The sequence below is a fragment of the Haloglomus irregulare genome (genome assembly GCF_007421925.1).
Classification (GTDB): domain Archaea; phylum Halobacteriota; class Halobacteria; order Halobacteriales; family Haloarculaceae; genus Haloglomus; species Haloglomus irregulare.
The window spans coordinates 1-18464 of record NZ_QMDX01000022.1 but is presented as its reverse complement, the minus strand read 5'-3'; the positions used below and the strand labels follow the sequence as shown (position 1 = coordinate 18464).

The 18464-nt window shown below is 61.0% G+C and carries 16 protein-coding genes and 2 pseudogenes; 12 read left to right on the top strand and 6 right to left on the bottom strand.

The window, feature by feature from the left end; all coding sequences use genetic code 11:
* Nucleotides 1-259 precede the first annotated feature (259 nt).
* Nucleotides 260-943 carry a hypothetical protein gene (locus DP107_RS17855; RefSeq protein ID WP_202877443.1) on the bottom strand — a complete coding sequence of 228 codons (684 nt, stop codon included), beginning with the start codon at nucleotides 941-943 and terminating at the stop codon, nucleotides 260-262.
* Nucleotides 944-1260: 317 nt separating this feature from the next.
* On the opposite strand from DP107_RS17855, the gene DP107_RS17850 reads away from it, so the two are divergent.
* The 3 genes from DP107_RS17850 (at nucleotide 1261) to DP107_RS17845 (ending at nucleotide 4058) form a co-directional block, all read left to right on the top strand.
* Nucleotides 1261-1887, top strand: a complete 627-nt coding sequence (locus DP107_RS17850; protein ID WP_144263467.1) for a DUF7344 domain-containing protein — start codon at nucleotides 1261-1263, stop codon at nucleotides 1885-1887.
* A 625-nt stretch (nucleotides 1888-2512) separates the two neighbouring features.
* Nucleotides 2513-2635 carry a hypothetical protein gene (locus DP107_RS21185; RefSeq protein ID WP_008528531.1) on the top strand — a complete coding sequence of 41 codons (123 nt, stop codon included), beginning with the start codon at nucleotides 2513-2515 and terminating at the stop codon, nucleotides 2633-2635.
* A gap of 22 nt (nucleotides 2636-2657) precedes the next feature.
* On the top strand, nucleotides 2658-4058 hold the full coding sequence (locus DP107_RS17845) for a hypothetical protein (RefSeq protein WP_144263466.1): 1401 nt from the start codon (nucleotides 2658-2660) through the stop codon (nucleotides 4056-4058).
* Between the two features lie 188 nt (nucleotides 4059-4246).
* On the opposite strand, the pseudogene DP107_RS17840 reads toward DP107_RS17845, so the two are convergent.
* Nucleotides 4247-4900 (bottom strand): annotated as a pseudogene (locus DP107_RS17840) (SOS response-associated peptidase); the annotation flags it as partial.
* Between DP107_RS17840 and DP107_RS17835 the strand changes: the two are divergent.
* Nucleotides 4840-5367, top strand: a complete 528-nt coding sequence (locus DP107_RS17835; RefSeq protein ID WP_394348557.1) for a DUF7342 family protein — start codon at nucleotides 4840-4842, stop codon at nucleotides 5365-5367. The pseudogene DP107_RS17840 and the gene DP107_RS17835 sit on opposite strands and share 61 nt — an antisense overlap.
* A gap of 165 nt (nucleotides 5368-5532) precedes the next feature.
* Here DP107_RS17835 and DP107_RS17830 read toward each other — a convergent pair whose 3' ends face one another.
* Both DP107_RS17830 and DP107_RS17825 read right to left on the bottom strand, forming a co-directional pair.
* The gene (locus DP107_RS17830) at nucleotides 5533-5877 is read right to left on the bottom strand and encodes a DUF5615 family PIN-like protein (RefSeq protein WP_144263465.1); all 345 of its coding nucleotides are present in this window, start codon (nucleotides 5875-5877) and stop codon (nucleotides 5533-5535) included.
* The gene (locus DP107_RS17825; RefSeq protein WP_144263464.1) at nucleotides 5877-6155 is read right to left on the bottom strand and encodes a DUF433 domain-containing protein; all 279 of its coding nucleotides are present in this window, start codon (nucleotides 6153-6155) and stop codon (nucleotides 5877-5879) included. The genes DP107_RS17830 and DP107_RS17825 overlap by 1 nt, the downstream gene beginning before the upstream one ends.
* Nucleotides 6156-6379: 224 nt before the next feature.
* Here DP107_RS17825 and DP107_RS21560 point away from each other — a divergent pair.
* Both DP107_RS21560 and DP107_RS17815 read left to right on the top strand, forming a co-directional pair.
* A pseudogene (locus tag DP107_RS21560) lies at nucleotides 6380-7354 on the top strand (hypothetical protein); the annotation flags it as partial.
* A gap of 1034 nt (nucleotides 7355-8388) precedes the next feature.
* A complete protein-coding gene (locus DP107_RS17815) occupies nucleotides 8389-8748 on the top strand; it encodes a DUF555 domain-containing protein (protein WP_144263463.1) in 360 nt (119 codons plus the stop codon).
* A gap of 21 nt (nucleotides 8749-8769) precedes the next feature.
* On the opposite strand, the gene DP107_RS17810 is transcribed toward DP107_RS17815, so the two are convergent.
* On the bottom strand, nucleotides 8770-9279 hold the full coding sequence (locus DP107_RS17810) for a TRAM domain-containing protein (RefSeq protein WP_144263462.1): 510 nt from the start codon (nucleotides 9277-9279) through the stop codon (nucleotides 8770-8772).
* A 292-nt stretch (nucleotides 9280-9571) separates the two neighbouring features.
* Nucleotides 9572-10978 carry a hypothetical protein gene (locus DP107_RS17805; protein WP_144263461.1) on the bottom strand — a complete coding sequence of 469 codons (1407 nt, stop codon included), beginning with the start codon at nucleotides 10976-10978 and terminating at the stop codon, nucleotides 9572-9574.
* 909 nt (nucleotides 10979-11887) lie between these two features.
* Here DP107_RS17805 and DP107_RS17800 point away from each other — a divergent pair.
* The 6 genes from DP107_RS17800 (at nucleotide 11888) to DP107_RS17775 (ending at nucleotide 18130) form a co-directional block, all read left to right on the top strand.
* Nucleotides 11888-12997: a Fic family protein gene (locus DP107_RS17800; RefSeq protein WP_238330936.1), complete on the top strand. Its 1110-nt coding sequence runs from the start codon at nucleotides 11888-11890 to the stop codon at nucleotides 12995-12997.
* 176 nt (nucleotides 12998-13173) lie between these two features.
* Nucleotides 13174-14148, top strand: coding sequence for a transcription initiation factor IIB (locus DP107_RS17795; protein ID WP_144263459.1), 975 nt, complete (start codon nucleotides 13174-13176; stop codon nucleotides 14146-14148).
* Nucleotides 14149-14522: 374 nt separating this feature from the next.
* Nucleotides 14523-15464, top strand: coding sequence for a DNA polymerase sliding clamp (locus tag DP107_RS17790; protein WP_144263458.1), 942 nt, complete (start codon nucleotides 14523-14525; stop codon nucleotides 15462-15464).
* 51 nt (nucleotides 15465-15515) lie between these two features.
* Nucleotides 15516-15953: a DUF6166 domain-containing protein gene (locus tag DP107_RS21555; RefSeq protein WP_394348556.1), complete on the top strand. Its 438-nt coding sequence runs from the start codon at nucleotides 15516-15518 to the stop codon at nucleotides 15951-15953.
* Nucleotides 15954-16238: 285 nt separating this feature from the next.
* Nucleotides 16239-17507, top strand: a complete 1269-nt coding sequence (locus DP107_RS17780) for an RNA-guided endonuclease InsQ/TnpB family protein (RefSeq protein WP_238330935.1) — start codon at nucleotides 16239-16241, stop codon at nucleotides 17505-17507.
* Nucleotides 17508-17578: 71 nt separating this feature from the next.
* Nucleotides 17579-18130, top strand: coding sequence for a hypothetical protein (locus DP107_RS17775; protein WP_144263456.1), 552 nt, complete (start codon nucleotides 17579-17581; stop codon nucleotides 18128-18130).
* The last annotated feature ends 334 nt before the right edge of the window (nucleotides 18131-18464 follow it).

The window sequence follows — 18464 nt, the reverse complement described above, 5'->3', positions numbered from 1 at the left end:
GACGGTGTCGCAAGTCCGGTCCGGCGTACTTGTCCCGCGCGGTCGGCCGTCGGTCGGACGAATCGGGACCGCGGCGCAACGGCGTCGACGCCACAGTTTCGACAGTAGCGAGCGGTCTCCACGACAACCGTAGACTCGGTTGGAGGCAAACGGATACGATCACGGGGACGACGACCCGGCAGACCGGTGGCGTCGGCTGGGGGGCTGAGGCGGGAGAATCCGGCGAACGGTCGCGAGGTGTGGCGGCGCGACGACCGTGTTATTCGGCGGCGGCGACGGCGCCGGCGCCGGTCTCGAACAGCCGGGCGTCGCAGTCGGCGCAGGTGGCGGCGACGACCTCGTATTCCCGGCAGCAGGAGCTCACCGTCTCGGTGCCGAGCCGGATCGTCCCCGCACACGCGGGACAGGAGTTGAGACACGCGCGGATCGCCGAGAGCGTCCGGCCGCGGGCGGCCCCCGGGACCGACGCCCACTCGTCGGTCCACGTCGAGAGCGTGCGGTGGGCGGCGAGGTCGGCGACGAACGCCACCTTCGACTCCCACCGGCCGAAGACCGACCCGTCGACCAGGACGCGCCACGACCCACCCCCGCTCGCGAAGGACACCCGATCGGGGTCGACGCCGAGCAGGTCGGCCGACGCGGCCCGCATCGCCGCGTCGGTGTCGAGCCCGAGCGCCGCGTCGTCGAGACGGCGCGCGAACGCCGGAGCGAGAGCGACGTCGTCGCCGACATCGACGACGACCCCGTAGCGGTCGAGAAAGCCGACCGTATCGAACGCCGTCTCCCCGGGCGTCGCCGGGGCGTCGGCCTTCCCGAACCACGCGAGGACGCGCTCGGGGAGGTACCGTTTCGTGAGTTCGGGGGTGCCGGGAACGAGGTAGCCGCGGAGGTAGATGGCGGCGAGCGATACCGTCGCGACGGCGGCCCCGAGTGGAACGGACACGAACGCAACCACAGCGGCTAGTGCCGCCGCGAGGACGAGGTTGACCGCGGTACACGGAAGACACCGGTTCTCGCCGGTGTACTCTGGGCAACGAAGGGCTGTCAGTACGTCCGTGGTGTAGTGTCGGATCATCGTCGTGGTTGAGTACGTTGTCAGTAATCATAGGTATGAGGACCGTATCACCAGTCGGGCTGAATAAACAACAGATAGAGACCATCCAATCGGAGAATATCGGCTAATCCGTGAGGTGAGGTTCTTCCGTGTTAATTGTTAAAATCGACGAGTAGGTTTTTATATACGGATGTAAATACATGAACATGAAAACTGGAGTGCAAGCAACGAAGTCCGGAACCACAGCCGGTAATCAGGGACTGTCGGACGAGACACACCTGACGACAGAAGTGGTGTTCGAGACGCTGAGTAATCGGCGGCGTCGGTATACTATCCACTACCTGTGGCAGGTGGACGATTCGGTGACGATCCGCGACCTCTCCGAACAACTCGCAGCGTGGGAGAACCGCATCGACCGCCAGGCCGTGACACCGAAACAACGCAAGCGGGTGTATACCGCGCTCCACCAGACGCACCTGCCGATGATGGACCGGGTAAGCGCCGTCGTCTACGACAAGGATCGCGGGACGATCACTATGACCGAGGAGTTCCAAACGTTCGATGTCTACCTCGATGTGGTGCCGCAGGACGACATCCCCTGGAGTCAGTTCTATCTCACGCTGGGAGCCGTGTTCTCGACGTTAATCGTGGTTGCCGCGGTCGGGGTCGCGCCGTTCTCGTACATGGGTGGGTTTGGGTACGCCATATTCGTCGCCGCAACGTTCACGCTTGCCGGTTGTGTACACACGCTCCGAGATCGGCGGACACTCGTCGGAAGAGCCTCAACGCCTCTGGACATTGAGCCTCCTCGCGAAATCGTAGAAGAGACATAGCGCGGAGCGGTTGGTGCCGTTTGGTCCCCCACGGATCGGATCGATTAAAATGGGCGTGGCGCCATCGAAGCCGTACTTCCGTTACCCGGGACTCGCTTGGTGGGTTGTTGAGGTCACTGAGGTCTACCACGGCCGGACAGCGTAGCTCTTCGGGGTCCTCACCGTTTGCCAGTAGGTGCGCGACGATGGTCTGCCGAGTGCCGTCGGTAGAGTCCACGCGACGAAGCGACGAAGACCTCTAACGCGGCAGGAGTGTCGGCATCCAAATTTTTCCAGATCAGGCCCGTTTCGGCATGTCAACCTTCGTGGAGGGGGCCGAGGACTCCGCTGCGTCTTTGAGTTCATCCTCGACAACCTCCGTGGAGGGGGCCGAGGACTCCGACGCGTTTTTGAGTTCGTCCTCTATCCTGCTGGTCGATTACAGAATCAGTCACTTTCAGACGTCTCAGACACCGTCTCAGAAGAGCAATAGCAAATCAGTGCCCATTGCCAGAAGAGCATCGACTCGATCATGTCGCACCAGCGCGTCGTCTACGAGGTGATTATAGCACTGGTAGGTCGTGTTTTGTTGACCGAGAGCATGCACCCCCGTGATTTATTACTGCAGGAGCGATTATGTCCTACTATGAGCGCAAAGGGCCAGCTCCGTCGGTTCGAGAACAGGGCGCAGTTGCTGCGCCATATCTCTGAGGAGACCGGCACGGACATCGACACGCTTTGGGACGAGTACGAAGCCCAGGTCGAATAGAGCCCTTTGCAGTTTTTGACGCGTGGGCGACGATACTGATCTCGACGTATCGTTCGCAATAGACGCAGAGACAGTCTCTCTGAGCCCAATCGGGGAATATCAGGTTCTCGATCTGGAAGGGCCGGTCGTCATCGTTGGAGATGCGTCGTACCGCGTCGTTCCGGTCGGTGAAGGCTCAGACGCGTCAGAAGATGTCCGGAAGCTTAGCGTCGGCGAGATACGTGCTGCACTCAGCGAGCTCGCTGACAACGACGACTTTCAGTCAATCGTAGACAATTGCCCGACGAATACGCCGCTCGTCTACGACGACATCGATTATTTGACTCGCCATCTCCCCACAACTTCGCTCCAGAAGTGCCAGAAGCTGAGTGAGAGCACCCCTTTCGAGAAGGAATTACTCCTCCAAGTTGCCTACGTAGAACGCCAAAACTCTCTCGTCGGGCACTCAGACAACGTCCTCGAGTATTATCTCGAACAGCGTACTGAAATCGCTGAAAAACTCCGGTCCGCCGACGAGATCGACAGCGACGTTGAGCGGTCATTCTTTTCGTATCTCCTCCTCGCCTCGGCACTCATCGAAGAGCTGACGACAGAAACGGTCCTCAACGAACTCTTTCGCGAGGAAGCTCGTCTCGACAGCATCACAGAGCACGTCCGGAGTATGGGGCACGCGAAGCGATTAGAGAAACTCTGTGATATCCAAATACTGACCGGAGGTGACCACGGATCGCTTGTCGAGGTCAAAGAACGCAGAAACAACCTCGTCCACGACGCGCAGAAACGTGCAGGCCTTGACGAACTTGAATCGCGTCGCGAAGTCGCACAAATCCTCGAACAGACTGATCGATGTGCCTCCGTGCTGCTGACGATCTCGGGAAAGAACATCGAGTCAGTCATCGCGAAGCGGGGGTGTGAGCCCTATATCGAACACGCTCAATCTGAGGCAGTAGCCGACACAATCACAACCTGGGAACAGGAGAATCCAGAGCGCCTATCGAGACTTCACGACTGTGAAAGAGCAACCATCGAAGAGATTCGCTGGGATACCGAAGAGAGTGACCCTAGGAACAACATCACGGAAGGATTCACGTTTGATGGATTTGATGACGAAGAGCTGTATGAGATACTGATGGAGTTCGTCGGTGATGCCTCACAGGCGTTCCTTGACCGGATTGATGCCGATGCAAACGAGAGCAATCTCGATCGCTTCGATTTCGCAGTGATGATGCTGCTCTGTGCTGATCACAGGTACGAGGAGATTGCCCGGTGGCTGGATACCGACGAAAAGTACGTCCAGCGGAAGGAGAACGTGATAGCCTGGAGAGCTTCGCAGTTCGAGAAGGATTTGGTTGAGGAGATCCCCCGCCCAGAGGGCCCAACATGGCCATCGGACACGGAATCAGATGATCAAGATGGGTGCTAGCCTGATAACAGACGGGTCATCGTCGCATAGTACGTATGCTCTCTCAGGGGAAGGCACACTTGGATAAGGCCGAGCGTAAGCATCTCGAAGACCGCCTCACGGCAGAAGGTACCATCCGGGATCGAGAGTACTCGCTCGTCGATTCGGCAGCTGCGTCGCCAATAGAGTGACCGTGACGCCGTCAGCTATCAGGCACTGAACTCGCCGACGCCCGATTGCTCGTGGTCCAGCGGCTCGATGACCTGGGAATCGTCGTTGCCGGGGTTGTTAACTCGCGTCGAGATCTCGTAAGCATCTAGATCGTCCTTCGGGTACGGCTGACACAGTTCCTTGCGGGTGTCCGGATCTGCGGCGAGCCAGTCGGACTCAGTATCCTTCGGGAGGACGACCGGCATCCGGTCGTGGATTGAGTTCATCAGGTCGTTCGGCTCCATCGTGAGAATCGTGACGCACGAGATTGTCTCGTCGTCGCCCTCCCAGACGTCCCAGAGGCCGGCCATCGCGAACGTGGGATCGTCCTCACGGTAAATCCGGTAGGGCTGTTTCGCCCCGCCGTTCGGTGCTTTCCACTCGTAGAACCCTGAGGAGGGCACCAGACAGGGACGGGATTTCCAAGCTCGCTCGAAGACGCGCTTCTCGTCGGCAGTCTCGGAGCGAGCGTTGATGATCCCCTCCTCGGGCTCATCCGTCCAGAACGGAATCAGCCCCCAATGGTAGGCATCGATCTCGTCTGGAGCCTCGTTCGTGATGATGTGGAGGTCGTCGCCAGGCGCGATGTTGTATCGGGGTGCGTACCCGCCGTCCGCGACGACCTCGGCATCGAAGCGGGTCTCGAGGTCTGCTTAGCGAACCCCGGTCGACCAACTGGATCAGTGACCAGGCCGAGACTGCCTGGAGCACCACGAATCAGGAACTCGACGACCTCGTCGACCGGGGACAATTGCACCGCGTCGACGCAGGCGAGTCGACGCTGTACCAGCCCGATTACACTCGGCTGTTGTTCGACGAGCTTCGGCAGCTCATCGAGGAGCACACACGCGAGCAGCTCCAGGCCGAACTGACAGCCATTGCCGAGGAGATCGAGGACTGGCAGGAGGCCTACGGTGTCGAGACCTGGGAGGAACTCGAACAGTCCCTCGCGGATGGGACCCTGTCGAGTACGGAGATCCGCGAACGACGTGATGTCATCCGAGACTGGCAGGCCAACGAGGAGGATCGGCGTCTGATCGGACACGCCCTTGAGTTATACTCGGACGTCAAAGCAGCTCGCGAGCAGATGCTCGATGCTGCCGGCCGTGCGACCAATTAAGCTCTTCTCACTGTTAGATTGAAACAGCCGAGACAAGGCAAATGAATCTAGCAGCCTCTTCGCTGTTGTTTCCCGAACTTGAGTTGGAGTTCGACAACAACGCTATGTATCCGAGCGAGGACTTCCAGCGAATCCTCGCTCGGATCGCTTTCGACACCGAGTAAGCTACAACCACTCTCTGCCGACGACGTTCATTTGCTGGAGTGCCTGAGGCGGATACAGATTAAGGATCTGGTGAACTGTATCAGCGACGTCGGTCGCTGACCAGTCATTATCCATTAAAAGGAGTACGCCCCAGTAATCGGATTCGTCGTAGTGTGCTTCGAAGTCATCATCATACGTCACCATGAGGACGTCGTTTTCTAATGAGTACTGGGCGAGGGTCTCGTCCTCATCTCCCTTCTGGAGGTTCTCGTGGAGATCAATGTGTTCGGCCTCGTAGCCGTAGTTTCGAAGACGATGGAGGACCTCGTGTTCGAGATTCTCGTCAAGCAAGATCGGTGGGCCCATTACTCATCGGGCGGGGAGATCGTCGTTTTCTCCCTGGCAGACTCGATCGCCTTCTCACGCTGGGCTTCGACCTCCTGCATCTCTTCAGGGTGGTCGTGGTAGTACGCCAGCGCATGATAGACATCCGCAATATCGAGGTTGTGGCGCTCGGCAACCGTTTCTGGACGGAGCCCTCGTCCATGGACACGTTCGTAGATGTGCCTCACTGTAATGCGACTGCCTTCGATATGAGGTTCGTCGTGAACCTCGCGAACGATACGCGACGACTGTTGCGCCATCTACCCGAGAGATGGAACCGAACGTATTTGAATCCAGTGGGAACTGCAAAGACGCGGTTTCAGTGCGTGATCCCGATCGTGAAGCCGCAGGCACACTCTTCGGTACCACCGACCGCCCGACTTTATCAATAACAAGGGAGTGAGGAGGCCGAGCACGACGTGACAACCCGACGCGGTGTCAGGGTCGCGAACAGTGTTCCGAGCATCCTCAGGAGAGCTTCGAGATGTCGCAGACAACCACGCCCGAACTGCAGGACCGCGCGGAAACCATCACTACCCACCTTGACGAGATCGCCACTCCGGCGAGTGACGATGCATCGGCGGTCAAGGTAGGGCACACCCGACAGGAGATCGAACAGCGTCTAGACGAACTGGTCGCCCACCGCGTCCCAGCGGACGAAGCAGTGCGGACGGTCGTCCGGGGACTCGTGAGCGAGGCGGGGCTTGAGCAGTCGGACCTCCCGCCTGAACTCGCCCGGCTGGCCGGGTACTCGAAGGGATCGCGCTTCGAGCGCGTGTTACTCGATGACGTCGAGGAAGCCGACCAGTGGATCGACATCGTCGCCGAAGTCGTCGACCTATGGGAACCCCGGAGTGAGACAATCGCCCAAGTCGGACTACTCGGCGACGAGTCGGGCCGGCTCAAGTTCGTGAAGTGGGAGAGCGCTGGTCTCCCCGAACTGGTCGAGGGCGAGACGTACTGCTTCCAGAATATTGTCACTGACGAATACCAGGGCCGGTACTCGGTGAGCCTGAACTCGGCGACGGTGGTCGAGCCCAGTGAGACGACGGTCAGTGCCGCTGCCGAGGGGGTCACCATCGGCGGGACGATCGTCGACGTTCAGGAGGGCTCGGGGCTGATCAAGCGCTGTCCCGAGGCGGACTGTACCCGGGTGCTCTCGGGCGGGCGGTGTGCCGAACACGGCGCCGTCGAGGGGGAGTTCGATCTGCGGATCAAGGCAGTCGTCGACGATGGCAGCCGGTCGATCAACGCCATCTTCGACGCGGAGGCGACTGCCGCTGTCTCGGGCCTATCGATGGAAGAAGCCCAGGCGATGGCCATGGACGCCCTCGACACCGGTGTGGTCGTGGACGCGCTCATCGAACGTGTGCTGGGCCAACCGTGCCGGCTGACCGGTCCGGTGGTGGGCGAGTACTTCCTCGTCGACGACGTGGCGAGCGGGCCCACCGATGAGGACCTCAGTTCCGACCAACTCGATCCCGCTGTGACCGCCCGTCAGCCGACCCGGCGGATGCTCGCTCAGGAGATCAACGCGTCGACGCACACATTCCAGGAGTCCGAGGAGGAGCGGGCACCAGTCCTCAGCCTGTCGCCGACTGGCGTCGCGGTGAACCGTGTCCTGATCGTCGGGGCGCTCACCGAGGCGAGGGATGTCGGATCAAGCACCGAGTACTGGCGTGGGCGCATCTACGCCGGTTCAGAGCCCGTGTTCGTCTACGCGGGGCAGTATCAACCCGAGGCGATGCAGTTCCTCCAGCAGGCGGCCACGCCGTCGTACGTCGCCGTCGTGGGGAAGCTCCGACCCTACGAGGCGGGAGACCGCGTCAACGTCGCCATCGAACCCGAGTCGATCGTGACCGTCGACGAGGGAGTCCGGGAGGCGTGGCTAACGGAAGCAGTCGACCAAACCAGAGCGCGAATTGCGGAGTTCGAGCGTGGCGCGGCGCGGTCGGCAGCAGCGGCCGAGCACTACGGCGGTGACATCGGGCCGATCGAGGAGGCTGCGACAGAAGCTGCGACGGAGCTTGGGCTGAAAGATAGCAGCCCATCGGGACGGTCAGAAGGGCCGTCTCGGTAACGCGGGCGCTCTCGACATTCGAAGATCGTTACCCCACAGACTCATTGATTGTTAGATAGTGGGGTAACTGCCATCGATCAGTCGGGATCGGAGGCTCACATGACTCCAGCCACTTTCGCAGTCACAAACAGGCAGGTGAGTAGACACAAACTAGTAGGTGAGTGGGCACAAGCGAGTAGATGAGCGGTCACGTGGCTTCTACGGTGAGGCCCTCGCGACTATCTGTGTGATCAACCCATAGATGAGTATGTATTCCCATCTCACGGAACCTGCGCATGCAGTCCTAGACAGGTGGTTTCAGAGATATTCTGGGGCCATAGCGAGGGAACCGGTCCGCTCAGTTCTCGATGAAAATACCTCCCTAACCCTTCGAACAGCGACGACATACAGCCGCTCGACACCATTCACAATCAATGACCACGACAACAGACACGGATTGGCACGAAGTGACCTTCTCGATCCCGTGGATCGTCCATGGCGTCGCCACCGCCCAAGACGCAATCAACATCGCCGTCGCCGAACTCGGCAAGCGTGTGGCTCAGGCAGGGGACGCGATACGGAACGCCGATATATCGGTGCAATCGGTCCCCTGTGGCGACTGTGGAAACGAGATGGACGTCTCAGTGGTCGTCTCAGGTGAAGCCCTAGTCGGACTGCTCCTGACCGTGGAGGTGCAGGCGAGTTGCCCTGAGGAAAGCGGCATCATCGGCCAACGCGAACTTGGTCCGCACGTTCCGGATACTCCACTCAGGCTCGTTCGGACATCAGGGTGATAGAGTAGCAACAGTCGAAGGTCACTGCTCAAGAACCTCGGCGAACGCAACGTTTTCGCGAACCGTGGTTATGCGGACGAGCGGCTGCTGGCCGATCTCGGTGTCAGGAACGAACACGACGTAGCCGGGCCCGACACGAGCGAGGCCGTCACCTTGGTCGCCGACGTCCTCAATCTGGAGACGACGTTTCTCTCCCTCTGTCACGGGGGGCTGGTCCGGTGTGCTGTCGGTCGAGGCTGACGGACTGGCCGTCGAGGACGATGTCGACGTGGTGGAATCACGAGTCGGATGAGATGCCTCCTTTCGCCGAGCGAATCGGGCATCTCCGGAATCATCGTCAGCAATTGTCGAGTCCGGGCGGTCGGCGGCCCCTGATGGTGTGGACACACCGGGATAGACTCCAACGCGGTACGTCTCCTCGGATTCGAGCGCCCCAAGATCGACCTCCTGTTGGGGTATCGTGACGACGTACTCTCCGTCTCGTTCCTCGACGCGACCAGAGAACAAACACAATAGGGTGGACGAATCCATTGCTCCGACTTCTGGCGGCGCTTGGATATAGCCGTCTAGTTCGGTTGCCGCAATCGTTCGTCAGCCCGTATCGTTACCCCACAATAATCACAGAATTGCATCTGTGGGGTAACGTATCGAGAGGAGCGACCTGAGATCAAGCGGGAGGGTCAGGAGAGTCGGCATACACCGAGTCCTGCGGCTCGTGGCAGTCAGTCGGTCGGCGTCGAAAGAGGGTGTTAGAGTTCTGAGTCCGGTCAGGGACTCGCCGTGCTACAGTTCGCTACTGGTCTGTTGTACTACGAATTCGACATTACCGGTCCTCCAGGATGCGAGCGCTAGTCGACGCAGCGTCCATCTGTCGCTCGACGATGGTCAACGTGCTATCCCGGCGCGTTTCGAACGTCGGGTCGCCGTTGTACCAACGCTTGATGACGTCTTCACAGCGAACAACATCGCCTTCGTGCAGCTCTGGATGGCGGTGTGAACGAATGAGCGTTCGGCCGTCGTCCGTCGGGTCGGGCGTCGGTCGCGTCTCGTCCCACTCGCTCTTTTTCCAGATTGCGAATTTGATGACGCCGGTATCATCACTCAGCAGACCGGCCTGCTTGATGTCGGGATGGGTATCCTCGAATAGTCGGAGGATCGTTCCCTGGGTCGAGAATCGCCCACGCGTCGCCTTGACGGGCGTGTACCGGACGTTGCCGACTCGCAGGATGTTTCCTGGGTCGGTCGCCTCGGCGTCGGCCTGTCTGAGCAGGGCCTGTGTCGGATCGGCCCCGTCATGGAGGCGCTTCGCGAGCGCAATCGCCAGCGTCAGCCGTGACTTGCGAATCTCGACCACACGATCGAACTCGTCGCTCAGCAGTCGGTCCACCATTTGGGAGACCTGGTCGTGCCGATCGGCGTCGAGATCGGTGAGTGGCCGGATCCGCCTGCGGTAGGCCTCAGCCTGACGTTTCTCTCGAGCTGCTGCAAGCTCGGCACTAGATGGCCTGGTCTCGGCGTATTCGTCGTACCGGTTGGCCAGCCACTTTGCATGGCCCATCAGTTCGACGTCACCTGGCTGGATGTCCGGATCGGTCCGGGCAGTCAGGATGCCGTCAGTGACGCGGCGCATCTCGGCTTCGACCGCGAGAGAGTACTCGATCGATTCGAGTGAACTCCGCGCAAACTGTTCGGGTTCGTCGAACAGCTCACCGAGTGGAGTGAGTCGCCCGTCGGGCGTCTGCACTTCCAACTCGGCCGTCGGAACACCCTCGGTCGCATCTTCGGGTGTCGAGTCGGTCGGGATGTCGAGCGCACGGAGACGGCGCAGGCGCGCCTGTTCGGCGGCTGGCAGCGTCTCGAGCAGCTCGTGATCGACACCACTGTCCCATTCTTTGGAATGGGAGCGAGCGGGCAGCAGCGAGGCGAGGTGACCTGGGGCAGTGTCCTGCGTCGTCGCGGGAGTTGTCCGTGCCATCATCGGCTCGAGGCCGCTCGCGATACCGATCATACGCTCACCGTTCGGGTCGACGAGCGTCGGGCCCGCCGTGTGGTCGTAGTCGATCGCGAACGTCGTCGCCTGGTCGCCGGATTGCTCGGCGAAGAGGAAACTCGCGTTCGTGCCGGTCGCCGCGGTGACTGCTCCAGCCTTGTCTGGCTCGTAGAGCGTGTCGCCGGGCGTCCAGTTGGCGTCGATGCGGCTCGCGGCGAGTCGCCCGGTCGGGGCAACCACCGGATCACCGTCAGCGGTGTGTCCGTAGACGCCGTCGACGGGTTCCGTCCGGGTGCCGTACTCGCCCTTCGAGGCGGTCCGTTCAGTGTACGCCGTCGACTCGTCAATCTCCGACCCGTCAGTCGCGCTGCTCGCAGACGACTCGGTGTCGTCATGCACGAGTGCGTGCAGCAACCCCGTGAGCGCCCGCACCAGTGTGGAGCGGTCCTGGGGGGAGCCGGCACGCTGGCGGCGCTTCCGGTCGGCTCGGAAGTGCTGGGATGGCGTGTCGGTCGGCCGCGTGAGAGCGGTCGCATCTGTCGTGTTCGGTTCTGTCGTCTCGTTTTGAGTTCCCGATAACTTCTTATCAGGGTAGTTGCTACTATTCATTGGAATTCTACCAATTCCGATCGTGAGGCTCTAGACAGCCTCACATTCTACACTCGTTAGCTGTGCTTAGTTGTATCGCCAATAGAGACTCCAGAGTGCGCGTTTTCGGACGATCCCCACATAGACCCCACAACCGCTTCAACTAAGTTTCCATCCGGCAGTAGTTACCCCACGCTCCATGGCAGGGGATTCTGTGGGGTAACTACTGGCTGGATCGCAACCAACGAGGACACTGGAATCTCGTTGCTCCGGAAGAGCGCAGATGCGACTGGTTGAGCATCTACAATGGGATGCGGGTGCCGACCGACAGAGTCGAGTCCTCGCGTGGACGAGGGCAGCACCAGTGGCTGTCGGCAAAAACCCGCTGACGTACCCTCGGAGGTACTGAAAGCGAAGTTCGTCTGCGGTTATCCTACTGACCGCTCAGCGGCCCTTTAGATAACTGGAAAGCCAAACAATTATCTAAACATGCCACAATTGAGGTGGTAGATAACAATGCGGCCCGAAGATTTTGTTGAGCACTCTCCTGGCGAGATCGAGATGGTCGACGGGATCTTCACCTACAGTCCGGATCCACTCCCGCCGGATCTCGACCCGTCACACGATCTCGTTACGCAGAATGGCGAGGCAATGTACGCACTCGGACAGTTATCCGACCTCGAGACGTGGCTGGACTCCCCCGAGGTCATTCTCAGTCCGTTAGTTCACCGTGAAGCGGCTGATTCCTCGAGCATCGAGACGATTTCGCGGGTGACGCTCTCGGACCTGTACCGTCGTGAGGCCGGAGAAGATGTCGGCACGACCGACACCGAGCGCGCCGACATCGCCGAGGCGGCCAACTACATCGACGCAACACGTCTCGGGATCGAACTCCTCGAGGCGGGTGAAGAGATCGACCGGTCGCTGCTTCAGCAACTTCACGAGGTGCTCATGAGCGGGGTCCGCGGTGCAGAGAAGCACCCCGGTGAGTTCCGTGACGAACTCGTCGGTATCGGCGAGCCCGGACAATCGCTCGATGAAGCTCGGTTCGTCCCGACGCCGCCTGCGAGCGTCCCGTATGCGCTTCGGAGTTTGTTACAGTACCTCCGGACGGAGTCGAAGTATGCACCGCTCATCGAGATCGCGCTCGTCCACTACCAGTTCGAGGCGATCCACCCGTTTCACGATGGGAACGGCCGGATGGGACGGCTGTTGATCATGCTTGCGCTGTATCGGCGTGATATCCTTCCGGGGCCGTATCTGTATCCGTCGGCGTATTTCAACGAGCGACGTGAGACCTACCTCGATCGGTTACTCGCAGTCAGTCAGGAAGGCGCGTGGACTGAATGGGTCGAGTTCTTTCTGGAAGGAATTGCGACCCAGAGCCGTGAGGCATACACCGTCGCCCGGGAGTTACTCGCGCTCCGAGAAAGATACCGTGAGCAGTACGCAGGGGCCGGAGCGGTTGTCACTGAGCTGATCGACTTCATAATCCGCCAACCGTACTTCACCGAGCCTCAAGCGGTCGAGGCGACAGGCCGGTCCCAACCGGCAGTCAACAAGTGGGTCCGCCAGCTGTGGGACGACGGAGTCCTGCGCGAGACGACCGGTCAGCAACGAAATCGCCGGTATGAAGCGACGGACGTGTTGGATATCGTCGAGCCGTATTGAGCGGGCGCGTGCTGGATGGTGCGGTAGTTTCGCAATCATGTAATCCGCCCGTTTTGAATTTGTAGCGTCCTGCCGTGCTCGTCTCGATGTAGGAGCGCGGTGGCCGCCTCCGATCTGATTTACCACCTACAACGGAGTGAGGGAGCCGACCGATAGCGTCAATCCCCACATGAACCATGTCACTGAGAGATATCTACGAGCGGACGTTCGACGAGGATGTCTACAATGGAGAGCAATCCGGCCCAGTCTGTCCGGAGTGCGGTGGGATCGTCCACACGAACAGCATCGAGACGGCCTGCGAGGACTGCGGGCTGGTCGTCGAGGACCGCCCAATCGACCACGGCCCAGAGTGGCGGGCATTCGACGATGACGAGCGCGACAGGCGCGAGCGAACCGGGCCACCGCTGACGCCGACCCGCCACGACCGAGGGCTGTCAGGCGAAATCGGCTTCGACAGGACCGATGCGAACGGCACCACGCTATCGGGACAGAAGCGTCACCAGATCGCTCGCCTCCGTCGCGAGCACCGGCGTGGGCGGTGGTCCAGCAAGGCCGATCAGAATCTCGCCCACGGCCTTGCGGAGGTTCGACGAATCGTCGGCGCACTCGACCTCCCACGGAGCCTTCGCGATCAGGCCTGTCGCCTGTACCGGACCGCTGCCGGCGAGGACCTCATCCGTGGCCGGTCGATCGAAGCGATGGCCGCCGCGAGCGTCTACGCCGCCTGTCGGTGTGGCGGGCTGCCCCGAACGCTCCAGGAAGTCGGCGTGACCTCAGCCGTCTCCCACGAGCGCGTTCAAAACGCATACAGCGTGCTCAACCGGGAGCTCGAACTGCCGACAGTCCCGATGGAGCCTCTCGAGTACGTCCCGAGAGTCACCTCGGCACTCGACCTCTCTGCGGAAACCAACCAGCGAGCAGCGGCGCTCGCGAAACAGGCAGTGCGCACCGGTGTCGCGAACGGATACAATCCCGCGGGTGTCGCGGCTGGCTGTGTGTATCAGGCAGCCCGAGAACAGGACGAACGAGTCACCCAGGCAGCGCTCGCCGACGCTGCCGAGGTCACCCCGATGACGGTTCGTGCGCGGTGGAACGAACTCCAGACCGTCCTCGACGGGGGAGACGACCAGCCTCGGCGGGGGAACGCGTGACTTCATCAGCGGGTGCGGAAGGCACAGCTGGTAGCTCCGAACAGGTCATCGATCTCGAGCGGGCCGGCTGGAGACCAGGAGCGCCCTGTCCGGCGTGCGGTCACGGAAACGTTCACACGATCGTCCGTGCCGGCGTCCTGTTCCGCGACAGCGGGAGCTGGGAGCTCGAAGAGATACTGGGGGTGTACGAGGCGTTCTGTCCGAACTGCGACTGGCTGCCACCCGTCCGCCGAGAGTGAGTCTCGGCTGGCAGTGGCGCGGTAGCGGAGAGCCTCGAGATTGCTATTGAGCGAATGCAAATGGGCGAGGGGTCATCGAACGAATGCCTGAACTCGGTCGGTCAGGGCTCGCTCGACTAATCCCACACACCTGCTATGAGCACTGATTCAGATATCGAACCGAACCGCGGGCCCGAGCCCACTCTCGAACAGCCTGAAACAGAGCCCCCGACACCGGCTGACGACGACGGTGAGTCCACGCCGAATGACCATCCCGAATCGACAGCGGACCCCGATGGCGAGGATTCGACTGAGGAAACAACTCCTGCCGAGGGCGTTCCCGACGAGCCGCCGGCCTCGTTCCGGGCGACGATCCAAGCCGCTTACCTGAAGACCGCCCTCTCCTCGCTGCGGGCACTCGTCGACGAGGCCCGAATCCGTGTCACCGAGGACGGCCTGACTGTCCGGGCGGTCGACTCCGCGAATGTCGCGATGGACGATCTCGAACTCGAGGCAGCGGCGTTCGAGTCCTTCGAGGCCAGCCCAGGGACGCTGGGACTGAACCTCGACCGGCTCGCCGACCCGGTCCGTCTCGCCAGTAAAGACGACCTGGTGCAGCTGTTTCTCGACCCGGAATCGGGAAAGCTGATCGTCGTGGTTGACGGGCTCCGTTATTCAATGGCCTGTATCGACTCGAAGACCATCCGGGCGGAACCGACGCTCCCCGAATTCGACCTGTCGGCAGCGGTAACCGTCGACCGTGATGCCCTTCAGCGAGGGGTGAAGGCGGCCGATCTGGTCGCCGACCACGTTCGACTCCGGATGGAAGCCGGAGTTGATGCACTCGTCATCGAAGCCGAAGGCGACACCGACGCCGTCACGCTCGAACTCGACGGTGACGACATCGAGGTCCTCGCTGCCGGGGAGGCGAGCACGCTCTTCAATCTGGACTACTGCAAGAAGCTCGTCCGGACGATCCCGGCGGGGACCCCAGTAACGCTCGACCTCGGCGAGGACTTCCCACTGATCCTCTCGTACGAACTCGCCGACGGCGATGGTGCCATCACCCGGATGCTCGCGCCGCGGATCGAGACTTGATTGCCTCGAACCAAACCGGGCCCGTACCCGATCGACACCACACCCACAACGATGTCAACCAACTATCGACGATCCACGCATCGCGCCCGACGGTACCGCGGCGAGCGGACCATCGGCGGCACCCTCGTCTACGCCGGCGACGCCCTTCTCGATAAGCACCTGTTCGTTCACCCGGTCTCGCCGGGCGGATTCGACTGGGGGCCGGATGCCGATGGCGACCGCGCCTGCCAGCTGGCAATCGCCCTGCTCGCTCCGACGTTCGGGCTCGAAGTCGCCGTCGACGACTCCCGGAGACGTAGTGATAAACGCCGGTCAGTAGTCGGCGCATCCGACTCTATCGTTAAATGCGATGTCGCTTCAGACCGCCCTGCGATGTACCGAGACGTCCCACAACAGGCCGATCTAGTGTCGAGACGGGGCCATCGACTTCCAGAAGCGTACAGATCACGGCTTAGCACGGCCGGCCGGAGGGTGAATGACGGCCCGTGAACGGCTCCGAATGCACCTCGCACAGGCGCTTACCCGGGCAGATTCACCCGACGTTCGAGAACACATCCGGGCCGCACTCTGCGAGTGGGAGAATCTGCCACCGACCCCGTTGGTCGAGTGTCCCGTCTGTGGCCGAATCGGGTTTCCCGAGCGTATCGTCTGTCACGACTGTGACGCAGAATGAGCCAACCAGTGGTCTCTACATCGGGGGACAAGGGTGAACACGCCGTTCGGAGGGACGCTCCAGCGATTTATCGAACCCAAGCGGGTGCAGGTGGCTGAATCATGAGACGCACGAATACGTTTGTGATCGCACCAGACCTCAACGACGAGGAGTGTCTCCGACGGTTGCTGGATGCGTCAGCGAGCTTCTGGAACGAGTTGACGTACGAACGCCGCCAACGGCTCTTCGCGGGTGATCCCGTCTGGGAGGGGTCGGACTGTGGGGACCGGTATAAGAGCCGCCTCGGTGCCGCGACGGTCCAGACGGTACGGCGCGTGAACGACGAGGCGTGGCGGTCGTTCTTCGAGCGTCGAAAAGAACACTCGACAAGTCCGCCGGGGTACTGGGGGAATCAGGACGATGGGCGTGATCTCCGGGTCTATCTGCGGAACGATACATACACTATCGAGTGGGGGTCTCGTTCTCGGATCGACCTCCTAATCGGCCAGAAATTGAAAGAGGAGTTCGGTCTCGGGTACCGCGAACGGCTACGACTGCCGATTCGCGGGGTTCCACGGTGGAACGGCACGCGGGGACGTCTGGTGATCAGCTATGATGAGGTCGCAAAGCAGTACCGGGCGTACCAATCAGTCGCCGTTAATCAGTCCGCCCTGGAGACGTCACTGGGTGAAACAGAAGCCGCTGTGGATATTGGCGCGAACAATCTGGTCGCCTGCTCGACGAGCGGTGGGTCACAGTATCTCTTCGAGGGACGACCGCTCTTTGATCAGTATCGAGCCATCACAGAGCATATCGCAGCCCTCGCTGGGAAACTTCCTGAAGGCCGTCGCTCCAGCCGGCGGATCAAACGGCTGTATCGCAAACGCACCCGCCAGCGCAACCACGCTCAGGATGCTCTCGTTCGCACGCTCGTCAAGCGACTCCACGCCGAAGGCGTGGCGACCGTCTTCGTAGGTGACCTCACGGATATCGTCACGGATCACTGGTGTGTCAAAGTAAATCAAAAGACGCACTCGTTTTGGGCGCACCGCCGGTTCACTGACCGGCTCTCGTGTGTCAGCGAAGAGTACGGGATCGACGTTCGGGAAGTCTCCGAAGCGTGGACGAGCCAGCGATGCCCACGGTGCGGAGTTCGTGAGAACACCGTCCGGGACGGCGACTCGTTTTATTGCCAGCGGTGTCAGTTCCGTGGGCACGCCGACCTCGTCGGTGCTCGAAACATCCTCGCCGAACACGCGAGCGGAGCAGTCAGGCCGATGGCCCGGCCCGTGCGGTTCCAGTGGGACAATCATCAGTGGCGTTCGACCACAGACGCCCCGGCAGAAACCCCAACGAACAGCGCACGAACCTGTGAGTTACCTCTGGAGTAATCGCTCACCCGCAGGGGAAGCTGTCCCAGCCGGGGGATAGTGGAGGTCAACATCTGTTCGCGACGAACTTCGTGAAACGGGAACTGACCGGCGATACCTGGACAGTCCGGTCGCAGGACCTCAAGGCGGACGGCCTTCGGACGAAGTTCGCCCACCGGGAGTACCCGGAGAACACAGCACCGTCACCGTCGGACGTCGACATCGAGACGGCCGACATCGACGGGCTGACCGACGTCGAAGAGATCGCGCTCGCCCGCCGATACGACGACGTCCTGTGGAAGAAGGGGAACCGCCGGAGCAACCTGCGTCGGCTACAGGAGATTCGCTCCGGGGCGCTCGACCCGGCTGACGAACCGGTCTCGAAACAGTGGATCGGGACCCATCTGGGCCTCACTGCGGCGGCTGCGAAACGAGCGCTGGCCGACGACTTCGAGACGGTGGGCGACCTCGCCGGGTGGGTAATGTACGCGACAATGCTCACCGATCGTGATCAAATCGGCGAGACGACTGCCGAGCGTCTCCGCTCTCGCCGTGGCGTCTTCATCCGGTGGTTCGGTGGCGAGGAATACATCCCACGTTGTGATGACGACCAGCAGACCCTTTCGGGACAGCCGAGCCAGTAGCTTTCAGCGGTACTGATTCCAGACAATCTACTGGTTGTTCAACCCTAGAGTTGTGAGTCCCGATTCATTCTCAGACCTATCGAATAGCAGGTATGTCTTTTGAGGCGTGCAAGATGTAACGCGCGAGTACGCCACAGGGTTCGCGTGCTATCTGCAGTCGAAGCCATGCCGTTTCCTGTTTTGATGAATACGTTTGTCACAGCCACTTGCTGACTACATCCTCTGTATCGGGCACGTCGATACTGTCAGACAGCAAGTGGTTGATCTAGCCTATACTAAGTGACCTCCTCCCCGTGGTAAACGACGGGGCTTCCCACAAGCCGAAGCCCGCTGG

Coding starts and splice junctions, on each gene's coding strand:
- DP107_RS17850 (WP_144263467.1), top strand. CDS start 1,261: ATGAAAACTGGAGTGCAAGCAACGAAGTCCGGAACCACAGCCGGTAAT.
- DP107_RS21185 (WP_008528531.1), top strand. CDS start 2,513: ATGAGCGCAAAGGGCCAGCTCCGTCGGTTCGAGAACAGGGCGCAGTTG.
- DP107_RS17830 (WP_144263465.1), bottom strand. CDS start 5,877: ATGGGCCCACCGATCTTGCTTGACGAGAATCTCGAACACGAGGTCCTC.
- DP107_RS17825 (WP_144263464.1), bottom strand. CDS start 6,155: ATGGCGCAACAGTCGTCGCGTATCGTTCGCGAGGTTCACGACGAACCT.
- DP107_RS17815 (WP_144263463.1), top strand. CDS start 8,389: ATGACCACGACAACAGACACGGATTGGCACGAAGTGACCTTCTCGATC.
- DP107_RS17810 (WP_144263462.1), bottom strand. CDS start 9,279: ATGGATTCGTCCACCCTATTGTGTTTGTTCTCTGGTCGCGTCGAGGAA.
- DP107_RS17800 (WP_238330936.1), top strand. CDS start 11,888: ATGGTCGACGGGATCTTCACCTACAGTCCGGATCCACTCCCGCCGGAT.
- DP107_RS17795 (WP_144263459.1), top strand. CDS start 13,174: ATGTCACTGAGAGATATCTACGAGCGGACGTTCGACGAGGATGTCTAC.
- DP107_RS17790 (WP_144263458.1), top strand. CDS start 14,523: ATGAGCACTGATTCAGATATCGAACCGAACCGCGGGCCCGAGCCCACT.
- DP107_RS21555 (WP_394348556.1), top strand. CDS start 15,516: ATGTCAACCAACTATCGACGATCCACGCATCGCGCCCGACGGTACCGC.
- DP107_RS17780 (WP_238330935.1), top strand. CDS start 16,239: ATGAGACGCACGAATACGTTTGTGATCGCACCAGACCTCAACGACGAG.